At 57.3% G+C, this 16,528-nt stretch carries 14 protein-coding genes and 1 pseudogene; 13 read left to right on the forward strand and 2 right to left on the reverse strand.

Annotated features, from left to right (window positions below; genetic code table 11):
• Nucleotides 1-7: 7 nt before the first annotated feature.
• Complete coding sequence (gene pqqU, locus AB1748_RS10745; RefSeq protein WP_367395476.1) at nucleotides 8-2,128, reverse strand: TonB-dependent receptor PqqU; 2,121 nt, start codon at nucleotides 2,126-2,128, stop codon at nucleotides 8-10.
• 69 nt (nucleotides 2,129-2,197) lie between these two features.
• Here pqqU and AB1748_RS10750 point away from each other — a divergent pair, with 69 nt between their 5' ends.
• Nucleotides 2,198-3,184, forward strand: coding sequence for an NAD(P)-dependent oxidoreductase (locus AB1748_RS10750; protein ID WP_255562732.1), 987 nt, complete (start codon nucleotides 2,198-2,200; stop codon nucleotides 3,182-3,184).
• A 650-nt stretch (nucleotides 3,185-3,834) separates the two neighbouring features.
• On the opposite strand, the pseudogene AB1748_RS10755 reads toward AB1748_RS10750, so the two are convergent.
• Nucleotides 3,835-4,844: pseudogene (locus tag AB1748_RS10755) on the reverse strand (hypothetical protein).
• Nucleotides 4,845-5,224: 380 nt separating this feature from the next.
• On the opposite strand from AB1748_RS10755, the gene AB1748_RS10760 reads away from it, so the two are divergent.
• The 12 genes from AB1748_RS10760 (at nucleotide 5,225) to AB1748_RS10815 (ending at nucleotide 16,486) form a co-directional block, all read left to right on the forward strand.
• A complete protein-coding gene (locus AB1748_RS10760) occupies nucleotides 5,225-6,241 on the forward strand; it encodes a dipeptidase (RefSeq protein ID WP_367395477.1) in 1,017 nt (338 codons plus the stop codon).
• A 143-nt stretch (nucleotides 6,242-6,384) separates the two neighbouring features.
• Nucleotides 6,385-6,456, forward strand: a complete 72-nt coding sequence (pqqA, locus tag AB1748_RS10765) for a pyrroloquinoline quinone precursor peptide PqqA (protein WP_010245082.1) — start codon at nucleotides 6,385-6,387, stop codon at nucleotides 6,454-6,456.
• A gap of 54 nt (nucleotides 6,457-6,510) precedes the next feature.
• Nucleotides 6,511-7,428, forward strand: a complete 918-nt coding sequence (pqqB, locus tag AB1748_RS10770; RefSeq protein ID WP_367395478.1) for a pyrroloquinoline quinone biosynthesis protein PqqB — start codon at nucleotides 6,511-6,513, stop codon at nucleotides 7,426-7,428.
• 3 nt (nucleotides 7,429-7,431) lie between these two features.
• A complete protein-coding gene (gene pqqC / locus AB1748_RS10775) occupies nucleotides 7,432-8,187 on the forward strand; it encodes a pyrroloquinoline-quinone synthase PqqC (protein WP_111140337.1) in 756 nt (251 codons plus the stop codon).
• Between the two features lie 3 nt (nucleotides 8,188-8,190).
• Nucleotides 8,191-8,469: a pyrroloquinoline quinone biosynthesis peptide chaperone PqqD gene (pqqD, locus tag AB1748_RS10780; RefSeq protein ID WP_111140338.1), complete on the forward strand. Its 279-nt coding sequence runs from the start codon at nucleotides 8,191-8,193 to the stop codon at nucleotides 8,467-8,469.
• Nucleotides 8,432-9,598: a pyrroloquinoline quinone biosynthesis protein PqqE gene (pqqE, locus tag AB1748_RS10785; protein ID WP_293769985.1), complete on the forward strand. Its 1,167-nt coding sequence runs from the start codon at nucleotides 8,432-8,434 to the stop codon at nucleotides 9,596-9,598. Before pqqD ends, pqqE begins: the two co-directional genes overlap by 38 nt.
• Complete coding sequence (pqqF, locus tag AB1748_RS10790; RefSeq protein WP_367395479.1) at nucleotides 9,598-11,871, forward strand: pyrroloquinoline quinone biosynthesis protein PqqF; 2,274 nt, start codon at nucleotides 9,598-9,600, stop codon at nucleotides 11,869-11,871. Before pqqE ends, pqqF begins: the two co-directional genes overlap by 1 nt.
• A 114-nt stretch (nucleotides 11,872-11,985) precedes the next feature.
• The gene (locus AB1748_RS10795) at nucleotides 11,986-12,570 is read left to right on the forward strand and encodes a YceI family protein (protein WP_367395480.1); all 585 of its coding nucleotides are present in this window, start codon (nucleotides 11,986-11,988) and stop codon (nucleotides 12,568-12,570) included.
• A 420-nt stretch (nucleotides 12,571-12,990) separates the two neighbouring features.
• The gene (locus tag AB1748_RS10800) at nucleotides 12,991-13,971 is read left to right on the forward strand and encodes a 6-phosphofructokinase (protein WP_367395481.1); all 981 of its coding nucleotides are present in this window, start codon (nucleotides 12,991-12,993) and stop codon (nucleotides 13,969-13,971) included.
• An 11-nt stretch (nucleotides 13,972-13,982) separates the two neighbouring features.
• On the forward strand, nucleotides 13,983-14,297 hold the full coding sequence (locus tag AB1748_RS10805) for a PTS sugar transporter subunit IIB (protein WP_111140343.1): 315 nt from the start codon (nucleotides 13,983-13,985) through the stop codon (nucleotides 14,295-14,297).
• Nucleotides 14,290-15,657 (forward strand): PTS sugar transporter subunit IIC, encoded by a 1,368-nt coding sequence (locus AB1748_RS10810; protein ID WP_140917227.1) that lies wholly within the window; start codon nucleotides 14,290-14,292, stop codon nucleotides 15,655-15,657. Before AB1748_RS10805 ends, AB1748_RS10810 begins: the two co-directional genes overlap by 8 nt.
• Nucleotides 15,644-16,486, forward strand: a complete 843-nt coding sequence (locus AB1748_RS10815; RefSeq protein ID WP_367395482.1) for a ketose-bisphosphate aldolase — start codon at nucleotides 15,644-15,646, stop codon at nucleotides 16,484-16,486. Before AB1748_RS10810 ends, AB1748_RS10815 begins: the two co-directional genes overlap by 14 nt.
• The last annotated feature ends 42 nt before the right edge of the window (nucleotides 16,487-16,528 follow it).

Here is a 16,528-nt window from a genome sequence, read left to right on the forward strand (position 1 = left end):
TCATTTATTAACGGAAAGCGTAACCTAATGTCGCACCCAGGCTGTAATTGCGGCCAGGCGCGGATTCGAAGTAGCGACTATTACTTTCATTCACAATCACAGAACCTGCATAGTGCCGGTCAAACAGGTTATCGACCCGTCCATACAGATCCAGCGTCCAGTTCTCAACCTGCCATTTGTAACCACTGTTCAGTGCGGCAACGGTATAGGAGGGGGTATTGACCCGGTTCTGATCTTCCGCGGCAATCTGGCTCAGATAACGCACCTCGCTGCCCGCGTAAAAACCCGTTTCCGGCAGATAACCCAGTCCGGCGTAAACGATGTTGCGGGCGATGCCCGGGATCCGGTTGCCGTCACAGCTCTCGCTGCCGCAGGCGTTGCTGCGATAACGCGCATCCAGCAGGGTGTAGGCCATCTTCAGTCGCCAGTCCCAGGCAAACTGCTGATCCAGGCTTAGCTCCAGGCCGCGACGGCGGGTCTGACCGGCATTCTTATAGGTCGTCCGTCCGCCGCTGCTGGCATCCGACACAATCTCATCGCGGGTGTCGGTCTGGAACAGCGCCGCACTGATCAGCCCGTTGCCGATACGTTTCTTGCTGCCCATTTCCAGCGTGTCGCTGGTGGCGGGTTTCAGACCCAGATTCAGGCCTGTGGCGTTGTCTGAGCGGTAAGAGAGCTCGTTGATGGTCGGGGTCTCAAAGCCGCGTCCGGCGGAGATCCACGCATTCCAGCTGGGATCAAAGGCGTACTTTAGCGCCGCAGCGGGCAGCCACTTGTGGTAGCGCGCCTCGCCGCTGTCGTCGCCGTTTCCGGGCCGGATATAGAAGTCATTGGAGTCAAAGTTCACGGTACTGAAACGCACGCCGGCATCCAGCGATAGTTTGTCCGTCAGCTGCCAGCCGGTCTGGAGATAGGGGTCCAGCGTCCACATCAGGTTGCGCTCGTTGCGGCGCAGGTTGCCCTGTTCGCCCAACTGCGTCACTCCGTTGCTGACGGTAAAGTTTTCATAGCCTTTACGCCGTTCGCTCATGGTTTCGTAATCGAGCCCTGCGGTCAGTGCCACCGGAATCGACAGCAGCGTATCGCGATGGGTCCAGCGGCTGTCGACACCCTGATAGTGACGGGTCAGGGCGATCACGCCTCCGGGATGCGCAGGATTGCGCTGAACCGCGGCGGGAATCGACTGGAACTGCGTGGTTTCCCGCATCCCCGCGTAGAGCATCACGCTGAGGTCGTCGTTCTCGCTCATCTGGCGCTGATAACGCAGGCCGCCCTGGGTTTGATCCACCGTCTTGCGGGTGTTGTAGAGCGAAACGTTACTGACCACCTGGCGCGGGTTGTCCCGCCACTGCGCCTCGGTTAATCCGCCCGGATCCTGCGCGTCGATGTGAACGCTGTTAAACAGTAGCGTCAGGGTGCTGACATCATCGATCCGCACGCCGAGCCGGGCATTGCCGAGGTTCTTCTGCGCCGCGCTGTGGTCCCGATAGCCGTGCGTGGTAAAGCGTGAAGCCGACACAGTGTAGTTCACATCGCCGGCGTGGCTGCCATCGCCCGTCGCGCCGCTGGCTTTGATGCTGTTGCGCCAGCTGCCATAGCTGCCGTACCAGCTGCTGTATTCGAGTGTGGGGGGCTGCTGACCCTGCTGAGTCGTCACGTTGATGACGCCGCCTGAGGCGTTGCCATAGAGCGCAGAGAAGGGGCCGCGCAGGACTTCAACGTGATCGATTGAGCCGATGTCGATATTGGAGGTCTGCGCCTGACCATCCGGCATGGTGGCCGGGATGCCATCAACGTAGATGCGTAAACCGCGCACGCCATAGGTTGAACGCGAGCCAAAGCCGCGCATCGACAGTTGCAGATCCTGCGCATAGTTCTGCCGGTTCTGTATCTGCAGGCCCGGCACACCGCTGAGGTTTTCCGACAGGTTGACGCGTGGTGCAGCCTGACGCATATCCTCGCCGCTGACCACGCTCAGGGCCGCCGGGGTGTCGAGTTCGTTAAGCCCGTTTTCCGGCGGGGCAGCCGTGACGACCAGGGTATTGTTGTCATCCGCCGCCTGCAGCGACAGCGGTAAGAGTGCGGGCAGCATCAGCAGCGTTGCCCGTCGCAGAGAAATTATTTTCATTATGAATGGCCTGAAAAAGAGAGCGGTAATGAACCAGCCGGAACAATCGCCGCGTATGGTAAGGGTTTGATGCGCCGGGGTATACCGTTTCGGGCTGGATTTTTTTACCGTTTACCGCCAGGCTGGAATCCATCGTTTGCAGTAATCACGCGTCCGATTTGCCCGGATGCAGAGAGACAACTTACGGGAGTCAGCATGAAACAACCTGAAGTCGCGGTTCTGGGATTAGGCGCAATGGGGCACGCATTTGCTGCCAACCTGCTGAAAAAAGGCTTTCGCGTTAACGGCTGGAACCGCACCCGCGCACGCGGCGAGGATCTGCTGGAGGCTGGTTTAACGCTGGCTGATTCGCCGGAAGAGGCGGTGCGTGATGCGGATGTGGTGATCGCCATGCTTGCCGACGGCGACACCACAGAGCAGGTGCTGCATCAGGCGAAAGCGGCCTTTAAACAGGGGGCAACCCTGTGCCAGATGGGTACCATAGGGGTTGAAAAAACCGACGCGCTGATCGCCTTTTTCGCCGAACAGCGCCCGGACCTGCTGCTCATCGACGCCCCGGTTTCCGGCACCAAAGCGCCTGCGGAGAACGCGCAGATCCTGGTGCTGGCCAGCGGTGATCAGAGCCGGGCGCAGGCGGCAGAAACGGTGTTCGCCGCCATCAGTAAAGGCACGAAGTGGCTGGGCGAAGCGGGTAAAAGCACCCGGATGAAGCTGGTGATCAACAGCTGGCTGATTGGCCTGATGCAGAGTCTGGCTGAGAGTACCCGGCTGGCGGATCAGTTTGGCTTCTCCACCGACGATCTCTGGCAGGTGCTGGAGGGCGGACCGCTGGCGGCGCCTTATGCGAAAATGAAGCTCGGCATGATTGCCAGCGACGACTACACGCCGCAGATGCATCTGGTCTGGGCGCTGAAGGATGCGCGGCTGGCGCTGGATGCGGCAGAGACCCCGCTGCCGGCGCTGGACAACATTGCCCGGCTCTGGGAGCAGGCGGTGGAGGCCGGACACGGTGAAGAGGATCTGGCGGTGATCTACCGCTACCTTGGGGCGCAATGAGCCAGCAACCCATTGCGTTTCAGTCGCGTCCGCTGGTGCCGCTGGCGCACGATTATCCGCACGCTGCCAGCGAACCCTGGCATTATCGTAAAGTTTTCGCTCCTGTCACGCGTTTAACAGGTATTTTTACGAAAGCTCATATGGCCGGGGAGGTGCTCAGGCCAGCACCTGGATGTCAGATCGGGGGCTGGAGATTGTGAGTATCGTTCAAGTAATACGCCCACTTTGTGGGCTTATTATGGGATCGCGAGCCTTTCAGATTTCACCGTATAATGCTCAAAATTAAAACAGTTAATGCCGTTATAAGGTAGCAAAGGCCAGCGGACATCCACAAACGTGAGAAAATTATCATCCAGTTGCTTACTGTCAGGTTGTTATCACTGAAAAAAGAATAAGCAGGATTAGGATAGCTAAAAAAGCGAATTTGCTTTTTTTTGTTTAAATTAATAAAAAATCTGCATACCTGGTAGACACCAAAAAAACCAACCATGTGATAAAAAGAATAGGGCGGGGGGAATTGATATCGCTCCAGAAACAGTGAAATTAGTTTTTCATATTCTTTTTTGTGATAAGCATAAAAAAAGAAAGAAATCAAAATTATTGCACTACCTGAAAGGGCAAAGATTAAACCCATTCTTGAAATGTAAAATTCAGTCACCTGTAAACCCCAGTAAATAATCCACCGTTTTTTCGCCGGCTGTACTACCAATATAACCGCCGGCCATGGAGCCTACAGCTGCACACGCTACGCCTCCTGCACCTGCGGTGGCTATGCCTATTGCTGCACAGCCCAATAGCCCGGCAGAACCGCCCCATGCTCCGATAAACATCGCACTACCCGTACCAACAGCAAACTTTGTGTAGTCTCTTACCGCAATTTTACCACACTCATTTTCACGTCCTTTTAAACAGGCATTAACGACATCGTTACTTGTTCCGGCAAAAGCAAATCCAATACCGATATATCCTCCAGCCTTCAGGAATCGAGCCGCCCTGGCCGCATTACCGACATAATAGGAATAGCCCGGAATACCGCTTATCCCCGCAGTGGACCACTCATGAACAATCGAACGGCTCGAGAGGTTTAACGCCCGTTTCATGTTCTCATAATTCTGAAATTTGACGATATTCCGACTGAGGGATTTTAATAGCGGCTTATTAACTAATTCTTTTAACTGATGCAACAACTCATTGCGCTCCACAAAGAACTGCTGGCCGATTAACGTACCCTGGGTACGAAATTGATTCTGATAGCTGATTTCAATTTTTTTAGTGTCTGCTCAATAGCATTAAAATACTTTTCACCGGCATCACCTGCAGTGCTGAAAATCTTGTCCCCTGCACCCGTTAACGCAGCAATAGTTCCATAATGTTTTGCATTAAACCGGCGTCATCGCTGTTGATGCCTGTAAAAGCCGCATTGGTCTTGTTTTTTTGCCTGTCGGAGTGTCGTCAGTCTCTTTATTGTCAGAGGGGCTGGGGTCTCCGTGTCAGCAACAATCAGAATTTGCCCGGGTTTCAGATAAGGAGTGTCCGCATTGAGTTTCATAAAGAGACTGGCGGCTGGGGAACGGACATCCCTGAAGAGTTCTCTTGCCTGATATTCCAGACTACCCGCTGTTTGCACTATACAATATCCTGGGGCTAAGTTACGCGACATGCTTCCGTGCTCCATCAGTTTTAGTGCCAAAAGGATGGATTCTGATAAGCCAGAACCTGAAACAAAGATAAATAATTTTACATCGTTACGCAAAGGCAAATATAAAGTTCTATGGTACGGACTGAGATCAGTTTCAGGTCCGGAAATAAATTACCTTCGGACTTTAATTCCTTCATCTCAATACCTGCTTTATGAATAGAGCCGTGCAGGACAACTCTCTCTCGTGCGGGTTTAAACATCACCAGAATTATTCGCAGATCCAGTATCGGGCGACCTCAATGCGCACAGAAGCATACAGAACAACACGCGGCGTGCGGCGACGTTTGATGAATCCGCCGGGCAGGGTTAGCATGGTCGGCTGTTTATCCGGGTGGACTTTTATGCTGATTTTTGACGGTCACAACGATCTGCTGCTCAACCTCTGGCTGCATCATCGCGATGCGCCCGCACAGGCGTTTTATCAGGGGATCGAACGGGGGCATCTCGACTTTCCCCGCATCCGGCAGGGCGGACTGGGCGGCGGGCTGTTTGCGATTTTTGTGCCGCCCCAGACCTATATTGCGCAGACCGTGCCGGACCGCGCCAGTGAACCCTACGAACCGCTGACGATCATGTGGCAGCAGTTGCAGATCCTGCAGCAGCTGGCCGATGAGTCGGGCGGCCGGGCGCGCCTCTGCCGCAGCGTGGATGAGATCGCCGCCTGCCGCGCCGCTGGCGTGCTGGCGATGGTGGCGCATATCGAAGGCGCGGATGCGCTGGATGAGGAGGGCGAACAGCTGTACGCCTTCTGGCAGGCGGGCGTGCGCAGTATCGGGCCCTTCTGGAATCTGCCTAACCGCTTTGGTCAGGGCGTCAGCGGACCCTTTCCCGGCTCACCTGATACCGGCCCGGGCCTGACCGCTGCCGGTGAAAAGCTGATTCAGCAGGCGGCTCGCCTGAAGATGATGATCGATGTGTCGCACATGAACCTCCAGGCGTTCCACGACACGGCCCGGCTCTTCAGCGGGCCGCTGGTCGCCAGCCACTCTAACGCGCACGCGTGCTGTCCGCAGCCACGCAACCTGACCGACGACCAGCTGCGGACGATCCGCGACAGCGGCGGTCTGGTCGGCATCAATTTTGGCAATGCGTTTCTGCGCGCCGACGGCCGACGTGACGCTGACACGCCATTAACAGAAATTGTTAAGCATTGTGATCACCTGTTGAGGATAATGGGCAGTGACCATGTCGCCTTTGGCTCCGATTTTGACGGCATTACCCCTCCGGCTGCGCTGGGCGATATCAGCGGAATGCCGCGATTGCTCGCCGCTTTCCGGGAAGCGGGCTATGATCAGAGACTGACAGAGAAACTGGCATGGGGAAACTGGCAGCGGGTTTTACATCTGACCGGGCTGTGATAACAATTTCCTTACGTTCCGGGCTTGATCCTGACGCGCCATTGGCGCACCATCTGCCTGGAATTTGTGATGGCGGTCTCATTTACCGCCGCTGACGCTGATTTCAGGCAGCTACTATACTGTTAATAAAGAGGAAATAACTCATGTGGAAAAAACCAACTTTCGTTGATATGCGTCTCGGTCTGGAAGTGACTCTCTACATCTCCAACCGTTAATCGTTCTGCCCGCCCTCTGAGCGGGCATTTTTTTTCAACTTCTGGTTTTCCTCTATGTTTATCAAAATCCTCGGTTCAGCCGCGGGTGGCGGGTTCCCGCAGTGGAACTGCAACTGCGCCAACTGCCTCGGTGTGCGTAACGGCACGATTCAGGCCCGCCCGCGCACACAGTCGTCAATCATCCTCAGCGATAACGGCACGGACTGGGTGTTGTGCAACGCCTCGCCCGATATCAGCCAGCAGATCCTGCATACGCCAGAGCTGACACGCCAGGGCGTGCTGCGCGGCACGGCGATCGGCGGGATTATCCTGACCGACAGTCAGATCGACCATACCACCGGACTGCTGAGCCTGCGCGAAGGCTGCCCGCATCAGGTGTGGTGTACACCGGAAGTGCATGCCGACCTCAGCAGCGGCTTCCCGATTTTCCCGATGCTCTCTCACTGGAACGGTGGTCTGCAGCACCGGCCTGTCGCGCCACTGACGCCGTTCAGCGTGGATGTGTGTAGCAATCTGCGTTTCACCGCGATCCCCATCATCAGCAATGCGCCGCCTTACTCGCCCTATCGCGACCGGCCGCTGCCAGGCCACAACGTGGCGCTGTTTATCGAAAACCAGGCGAATGGCCAGACGCTGCTCTATGCGCCGGGTCTGGGCGAGCCTGATGAAGTGATCCTGCCGTGGCTGCAGAAAGCGGACTGCCTGCTGATTGATGGCACCGTCTGGCAGGATAATGAGCTGCTGACCACCGGTGTGGGTCACAACACCGGAAAGGCGATGGGCCACCTGGCGCTGGCGGAAGAGCAGGGACTGATGGCGCTGCTGGCGTCGCTGCCGGCAAAACGTAAGATTCTGATCCACATTAACAACACCAATCCGATCCTCAACGAGCAGTCACCGCAGCGTCAGTTCCTGACGGCGCAGGGAATAGAGGTGAGCTGGGACGGAATGGCGATTCACCTTCAGGGCTAAATCATGCAGATCACGCAAACGCTCTCCCCGCAGGCTTTTGAACAGGCGCTGCGCGACAAAGGCGCTTACTACCATATTCATCATCCCTATCACATCGCGATGCATACCGGTCAGGCCACGCGCGAACAGATCCAGGGCTGGGTGGCGAACCGCTTTTACTACCAGACCACCATTCCGCTGAAAGATGCCGCGATCATGGCCAACTGCCCCGATCCGGCCACCCGGCGTAAATGGGTGCAGCGCATCCTCGACCACGACGGCAGCAACGGCGAAGAGGGCGGCATTGAGGCCTGGCTGCGGCTGGGCGAGGCGGTGGGTCTCACCCGCGAAGCGTTACTGTCAGAGCAGCATGTGCTGCCGGGCGTGCGCTTTGCGGTGGATGCTTACCTTAACTTTGCCCGCCGCGCCAGCTGGCATGAGGCGGCCTGCAGCTCGCTGACGGAACTCTTCGCGCCGCAGATCCACCAGTCGCGGCTCGACAGCTGGCCGCAGCACTATCCGTGGATCAAAGAAGAGGGCTATTTCTACTTCCGCAGCCGCTTAGGTCAGGCGAACCGCGACGTGGAACATGGACTGGCGCTGGCGCTGGAAACCTTTACCACGGCGGAGACGCAGAATCGTATGCTGGAAATTCTGCAGTTTAAGCTCGATATTCTATGGAGCATGCTGGACGCGATGACGATGGCCTACGAGCTGAAGCGTCCGCCTTATCACACCGTCACCGACAAGGCGGCGTGGCACACCACCCGACTGGTATAACAGATGAACGAAAACTCTATTGTCGCGTTCCGTCGCGGCTATCGCCTGCAGTGGGAAGCCGCGCAGGATACGCATGTGGTGCTCTATCCCGAAGGGATGGCAAAACTGAATGAAACCGCCGCCGCCATTCTTGAACTGGTGGATGGTAAGCAGGACGTTGCCGCGATTATCGCCACGCTGGACAGCCGCTTCCCGGAAGCGGGCGGCGTCGGGCCGGATGTCACCGAATTCCTGCAGTCAGCTTATGAACAGAAGTGGATACAGTTCCGTGACCCCGCATAAATCTGGCGTGAATCCGCCGCTCTGGCTGCTGGCCGAGCTGACCTATCGCTGTCCGCTGCAGTGCCCTTACTGCTCCAATCCGCTCGACTTCGCGCAGCAGGAGAAGGAGCTGACCACGGAGCAGTGGATTGAGGTCTTCCGTCAGGCGCGCGCGATGGGCAGCGTGCAGCTCGGTTTTTCCGGCGGCGAGCCGCTGACCCGCAAAGATCTGCCCGAACTGATTAAAGCGGCACGCGACCTTGGCTTCTACACTAACCTGATCACCTCCGGTATCGGCCTGACCGCGAACAAGCTGGAGGCGTTCAGTGAAGCGGGTCTGGATCATATTCAGATCAGTTTCCAGGCGAGCGATGAAACCCTGAATGCGGCTCTGGCTGGATCGAAAAAAGCGTTTCAGCAGAAGCTGGAGATGGCGAAAGCGGTCAAGGCGCACGGCTATCCGATGGTGCTTAACTTCGTGCTGCATCGCCACAACATCGATCAGATCGACAAAATCATTGATCTCTGCATCGAGCTGGAAGCGGATGATGTGGAGCTGGCGACCTGTCAGTTCTACGGCTGGGCGCAGCTCAACCGCGAAGGGCTGCTGCCAACGCGTGAGCAGATCGCCCGCGCAGAAGCGGTGGTCGGCCGCTATCGTGAGCAGATGAGCGGCAGCGGCAACCTGACGAATCTGCTGTTCGTGACGCCTGACTACTATGAAGAGCGGCCAAAACCCTGCATGGGCGGCTGGGGATCGATTTTTCTCAGCGTCACGCCGGAGGGCACTGCGCTGCCGTGCCACAGTGCGCGTCAGTTGCCCGTCGAGTTTCCTTCGGTGCTGACTCAGAGCCTGGAGGATATCTGGTACAACTCCTTTGGTTTTAATCGCTATCGTGGTTTTGACTGGATGCCGGAGCCGTGCCGCTCCTGTGACGAGAAAGAGAAGGATTTTGGCGGCTGCCGCTGTCAGGCGTTCCTGCTGACGGGGGATGCCGACAACACCGATCCGGTCTGCAGCAAATCGCCGCATCACGGTAAAATCCTGGAAGCCCGCCGCGAAGCGGATTGCAGCGACATTAAAATTGGTCAGCTGCAGTTCCGTAACCGCACCAACTCACAGCTGATTTATAAAACCCGGAATCTCTGATGAAGACGCGCGGTCTGGTGATCGAGGGGCTGAACGTTGAGCTGGTTCAGCAGGCCGATGCCCGCCAGGCCGCGGCGCTGATTCACGTGGGCGCAGGCAGTCACGACGAGCCGACGCGCTGGCCGGGCCTGGCGCATCTGCTGGAGCATCTGCTGTTTACCGGCAGCACCGGCTGGCCTGATGAGGGGCGGCTGATGCCGTGGATCCAGGCGCAGGGCGGGCGGGTTAACGCCACTACCCTGGCGCGCCACAGCGCCTTCTTTTTTGAGGTCGCACCGTCGCAGCTGGCGGACGGGCTGGCTCGTCTGCAGGATATGATCGCCCATCCACTGCTTGATAACCGGGCGATCGGCCAGGAAGTGGCGGTGATCGAGGCGGAGTATCAGCTGCTGCAGCAGCATCAACCATCCCGTATCGAGGCCGCGCTGCTTCATGCTGCCGACTCTCCCCCGGCGTTCCGGCAGTTCCATGTTGGCAGCCGCGTCCACTTTGGCGATGAGCTGCCCGCGCTCCAGCGGGCGCTGCGTCAGTTCCATCAGCGTTACTATGTCGCCGGGAATATGCGTCTCTGGCTGCAGGGCCCTCAGCCGCTGGATGCACTGGAGGCGCTGGCGCGTGAGTTTGTCGCGGCGCTGCCGCCTGGCTCATCCCGGCGCGACATCCCCGTGCCGCAACTGTCAGAAGGAACCCACTGGCAGCTTGGTGGCACACCGGCCGCGCTGTGGCGCAGCTGGCTTTTGGAAAACAGTGACGGTGTCACGTTGTGGCGCGCGTTTCTGCTGGATGAGGCGCCTGGTTCGCTGCTGGCTACCCTGCGTAAACAGGAGCTGGCGGAGACGCTGGAGCTGAAAATTCTCTATCAGGCAGACAGCGCGATCTGGCTGGCGCTGGGCATCGACACCGCTCACCCGGAAGCGGTCAATGGCCTGATCGACCGCTATCTGGCGGCGCTTAGCCAGACGAACCAACAGCAGCATCAGCACTATCATCAGCTGGCGCAGAGTCAGTTCGTGACACTGTCACCTGTGGAGCAGCTGCGCCAGCGCGCGCTCGGCTTTGCGCCGGACGAAAACCCGCCTGCACTGCTGTCGCTGGCGGAGAGACTCACCACCGCGCCGGGCACGCTGCTGCGCTGCACGCCAGAGGCAGTGGAAGGCAGTCAGCTCACCCAGGGCTTCAGCCTGGCGCTCAGCCCCTGGCAGCCTTCAGCGCCTGAAACGCTGCCTTCGGCAGCGTTCTTTTTCTATCCGCTCGACGGCGCCGTTGCCACCGGACGGCTGCCTGAGCAGGCGGTGGCGCTGCCTCATCATCAGCCTGATGAGGCAGCGGCGACCCTGATCCTGCGGCCCGAGTTCTGGTCAACATTTTCCCCCGAGGCGGGTGACGATCTGGCGCGGCGGCTGCGTCCACTGTTTGCCATGCTGCGTCATCAGGGCGGGCACGGCAGCTGGCAGGAGGTGGAGGGCGTCTGGCAACTGACGCTTCAGCTGCCGCCGGATGAAGAGGCCGCTGACCGGGTACTGAGCCAGATCGTCACGGTAATGACACAGCCCGCCGCGCACGGTCAGCCTCCTGCACCCGAAACGATCGCCATCCGTGCGCTGCTGCGGCAGTTGCCCGGCCAGTTAGCGGCGAACATGAACCCGCCATGCTGGCGGGCGGCGCTGAAAGGCGGCGGCGCGGCGCTGCACTCGCGGATTGCCCGGCGACTGAGCGCGCTGTCGCTGCCCGTCAATCCCGCCTCGCCCCCGACGCGCATGACCTCCCGCACCGGCATGACCCATCTGCCGCACAGCAGCACAGACAATGCGCTGCTGCTGTTTATCCCGCTGCACCGGGCGGAGCAGCTGACGGCGCTGCGTGCGCTGGCGCTGATTTACGAGCCGCGTTTTTTCCAGCGTTATCGGGTTGAGCAGCCTGTGGGTTACGTGGTCAGCAGCCGTTATCTTCGCTGTGCCGATCAGGATGGCGTGATGTTTGCGCTGCAGTCGCCCGATTACAGCCCGCTGTCGCTGCTGCGCTACTGCCGCACGTTTCTGCGTTCCCTGACGGAAACCCTGGCGGATGCAGATCTGGATGCGATCAAAACGCGGCTGCTGAGCGAGCAGGCGGATCAGCCGCTGGCGCGGCTGCGGCATGAAAACGGTCTGGCGGAGCCGGACGCGGCGCAGATTGAGGCGCTGAGCCAGGCGGATCTGCAGCAGCTGCATCGCACGCTGATTCAGGACCGCCGTCGCTGGCGCGTTCTCTTCACCGGCGGCCCGGTCGCGTAGCGGCGGGGCAGAGTTGCTGAATTTATTTGAAAATTAACGACAAATCTCTTCACTGTCTATTCGTGCCAGAGTGAACCACACTCAGTTAACTTTTGTCCGCATAAGGAATTTATTGTGAAGAACGTTAAACGTATTGCACTGCCCCTGTCAGCCGTTGCCGCGCTCTATGCCCCGTTGTCCCAGGCTGAGGCGATGCACTATCAGCTGAACCCCGAGCATACGTCGGTAGTGGTGGCCTGGAACCATTTTGGCTTCTCAAATCCTACTGCGGATATCCCGGATGCAACCGGTACGCTGGTGTTTGACAAAGATCATCCGGAAGCCTCACGCGTTGATGTGACCCTGCCGGTCAGCAAAATCGACAGCCACGTTGCGGCGCTGACCAAAGAGTTTAAAGGTGCTAAGTATTTCGACACCGCGAAATACCCGACCGCGACCTTCCACAGCACCAAAGTGGTGGCGAAGGGTGACAACAAGTTTGACGTTGAAGGTAACCTGACCCTGAAAGGGATCACGAAGCCGGTTACCCTGCACGCTACGCTGAACAAGCAGGGCGAGCATCCGATGGTGAAGAAGCAGGCGATTGGTTTTGACGCCACCGGCACCATCAAGCGTTCAGACTTCAAGCTGGACAAATATGTGCCTGCGGTCAGCGACGACGTGACGCTGACGCTCTCTACCGAAGCCTACGCGAAGTAATCTGTCGGGGCGCTGCGGTTAACCATGGTGCCCCGGTTTTAAATCCTCATCCTCACACGACCCCGCAACCCCCAGTCACCTTACGTTCCGCTTTTTTTACACCCTGTCCGGCCGCCGAACCGGGAAAAATGAGGCGAAAATCACAATTTTGCAACATCACATCCTCTCCCGTTTATCGGCTCGCCACGGCCCGCATTACTGCGCAGGCGCTTTGCGTTAACTCCCTGATTTACATCATTTTGAAAACCTCTCTGTCCGATCGGGTTATGTGATTCCGCTCACAAATAACGGCCTGGTATTGCCGCTGTCAACCCGCCTGCCCGGAAAATACCGCACGTAACTGTGATCTCACCTGCAAATAGCCGACCCGCTTCCCGGAAGAATGACCTTCAGCAGATGAGGCCAGTGAGGAGCGGGAAAATGCGAATTGGAATGGTGATCAGCGGCGGCGATGTAACCGGTATAAATAATTTTGTTTTCCGGTTAGGGCATCTGGCGCAGGCAGAGATGGTGATATTTGACGGCGGCATTCCCGGGCTGCTGGCAAATAACCACCGTGATATCAGCGAACGCGATCTGCTCGATTTTTCCATCGCCTCAATTCCTGTGATGCAGTCAGGCCGCACCCAGAAAAAACTGGTACGCAGCGAATATGACGCTATTGCGCGCCAGTTAAAAAGCGCCCGGATCGATGTATTAGTGATGGCGGGTGGCGACGGCTCGCTGCAATTTCTGCATACGCTGTCGGAGTGGGGCGTAAATTGTTTTGGCGTCGGCATGACCATCGACAACGATGTTTTTGGCAGTGATTACACCCTGGGTTTCTCCACCGCCTGCGAACAGGTTTTAAAAGAGGTCGCGAAACTCCGTAATACCGGACGCGCCTTACCGGGCCGGGTCTTTATGCTGGAATTACTCGGCGGTTATTGCGGGGAGTTAACGCTGCAGTCTGCCATTAAATCGAACGCCGATATTGCGCTGATCCCGGAGTGTCAGATCCCCGTGCCTCAGCTGGCGCAGCGTATCACACAGCGGCTGGCGCAGCAGAACAGCGTCATTATCCTCTGTTCGGAAGGTTACACCCTGGAATATTCGCCCGGTTTCCAGGGCGCAATTGACACCCTGATCAAACAGCTGGAGCCACTGACTGGCGTGCGCATCCGCAAAACGATCCTGGGCTACGGACTGCGTAATGGCGACCCCACCTGCGAAGAGATCTATCAGGGCACCATTATGGCCAGTGAAGTGGTGCGATGTATTCAGTCAGGAATGCGGAATAAAGCGGTCATAATTAATGGCAGCAATAAACCCATTCCGATTGATTTAAAAAGCATGCAGAAACGCCTGGTCGATATTGACGGGCACCAATACAAACTCGCTAAACAACTCAATATATTGTGAGGAAAAAGACCATGCTGAAAATATTATGTGTCTGTGGTTGTGGATTAGGTTCCAGTTTCGCGATTGAAATGAGCGCGAAGGCCGTATTAAAAAAGCTGGAAATCGAGGCGGATATCGATCACACCACTATTTCAGAAGCAAATGCGTTTAAATCAGACATGATTCTGACACAGAAAGCCTTTGCCGATGTATTAAATGCCGACGCCAGTCCGGAACAGATTAAACGGGTCATTATTCTTAACCGGCTCACCGATAAAGCGGAAATTGAGCAGAAGATACTGGCGTTTTTAAAAGAACATAATCTCAAGGTCGCGGCTCATGAATAGTGTAATCGACTTCCTGGTAAAAGATCTGCTGGGGCAGGCCTCCATTCTGATCGCCTTTATTGCGTTGATCGGGCTGCTGCTGCAAAAAAAATCGGCCGGCAAGGTGATGGAAGGCACCTTTAAAACCCTGCTCGGCTTCTTAATTATGATGGCGGGTATCAATATTATCGTTGGTACGCTGACCTTCCTGAATACGATATTTACTCACGGCTTTGGTATGCGCGGCTACATCACCGATGTTGCCGCCATCGCCGGGCTGGCCAACCGTGAGCTGGGATCGGAGGTGGCGCTGACGCTGCTGGTGATTTTCATCGTGAATATCGTTATCGCGCGGCTGACACCCTTTAAGTACATCTTCCTCACCGGGCAGGCGCTGCTCTGGATGGCGACGATTGGAGCCGTCATCGGCTACAAAGCCGGACTTACAGGTCTGCCGCTGATCCTGACCGGCGGGCTCTTCGGTGGGATCATGGCCGTTGTCATGCCTGCGCTGGCGCAGCCGGTAGTGCGCCGTATCACCGACTCGGACGATGTGGCGCTGGGGCACTTCTGCACCATCGGCTATCTGGTCACGGCGGCGGTGGCAAAAGTCGTCGGCAAAGGATCGCGCTCCACTGAAGATCTGAAGCTGCCCGATAACTTTAAGTTCCTGCAGGATACCTATCTGTCGATGGCGCTGGTGATGGTGCCGATGTACCTGATCCCCGCCGTGGCGGCCGGTCCGGCGTTCATTGCACAGTACAGCAACGGCATGAACTACCTGATGTACGCCTTTATGCAGTCGATTCAGTTTGTGGCCGGGGTATTCGTGCTCTACAGCGGGGTGCGTCTGCTGCTGAACGAACTGGTTCCCGCTTTCCGCGGCATCGCAATGCGTGTGGTGCCGGACGCAAAACCGGCGCTGGATTGCCCGGTGATGTTTCCCTATGCGCCAAACGCGGTGATTGTGGGCTTTCTCGCCACCACGCTCGGCTCCATCGTCGGCATGCTGGTTTTCCCGATGTTCGGCCTGGCGATGATCCTGCCTGGACTGCTGACTAACTTCTTTGCCGGTGGCACCGCTGGCGTCTTCGGCAATGCCATGGGCGGCCGTCGCGGCGCGATGATCGGCGGCTTTGTACACGGCCTCTTTATCACCATTCTGCCCGCCATTCTGGTGCCAATGCTGGAGAGCTACGGCTTCACCGGTGTGACCTTCAGTGACTCCGACGTTATCAGTACCGGTCTGGTGCTCGGCCACGCCTTCCAGAATAACTGGCTGTTCGTGGCGCTGTTTATCGCCTTTGTCACCGCCATCGCCTGGTTCGTTAACGGTAAATCCACCCACCCTCAGGAGGAAAAAATCCATGAAACTTTATAATTTCGCCGAGCTGTTGAAGCTGGCTAAACAGCGTGACTTCAAAGCCGTCGGTTCGTTTAACCTTCACTGTCTTGAGATGCTGCCCGCCTATTTTAAAGCAGCAGAGAAAACCAACAGCCCGTTAATGATCCAGATCTCCACCGGCACCGCGAAATATCTCGGCCATAAGCTGCTGGTGGATGCCATTAAATCGCTGTCGGAAAGTATGAATGTGCCAGCCTGTCTGCATCTCGACCACTGTTCCGATTTAGCGGCGATTCAGACGGCAATCGATGCCGGATTCAGCTCCGTGATGTATGACGGGTCACATCTGCCGATTGAGGAGAATATTGCCAATACCCGCCGGGTGATCAATATGGCGCGCCCGCACAATGTCTCGGTGGAAGCCGAACTGGGGGCGATTGGTGGCTCGGAAGATGGTCTGTGCGTGGAAATGGACGCTATCGCTTTTACGCCGGTGGACGATGCGCGCCGCTTCGTCGAAGAGACCGGCGTCGATATGCTGGCGATCTCTATCGGCACCGTGCATGGGCTTTATACCGGTAAAGCCCACATTCAGCACCAGCGGCTGGCGGATATCACCGCAGCAACCCACACCCCGCTGGTGCTGCACGGCGGCACCGGGGTCAGTGACGAAGATATGCGGCTGGCCGTCAGCAGCGGGATCGAGAAGGTGAACGTCGGCACCGAGATGAACGTTCAGTGGGTGGCGCGCTGCAAATCGACCTTTGAGAAAGGCAAGGTCAATGACAGCGTGCGGAATTTCCTGGTTCCCGCCAACGATGCCGTCACCGATGTGCTGGTCGAGAAGATGCAGTTATTCCGGTAAGCGCAGAGCCGCCTGAGTCCGGCTATTTTTATCATCCCTTTA

It is taken from the genome of Pantoea sp. Ep11b, from assembly GCF_040783975.1.
Lineage (GTDB): Bacteria > Pseudomonadota > Gammaproteobacteria > Enterobacterales > Enterobacteriaceae > Pantoea.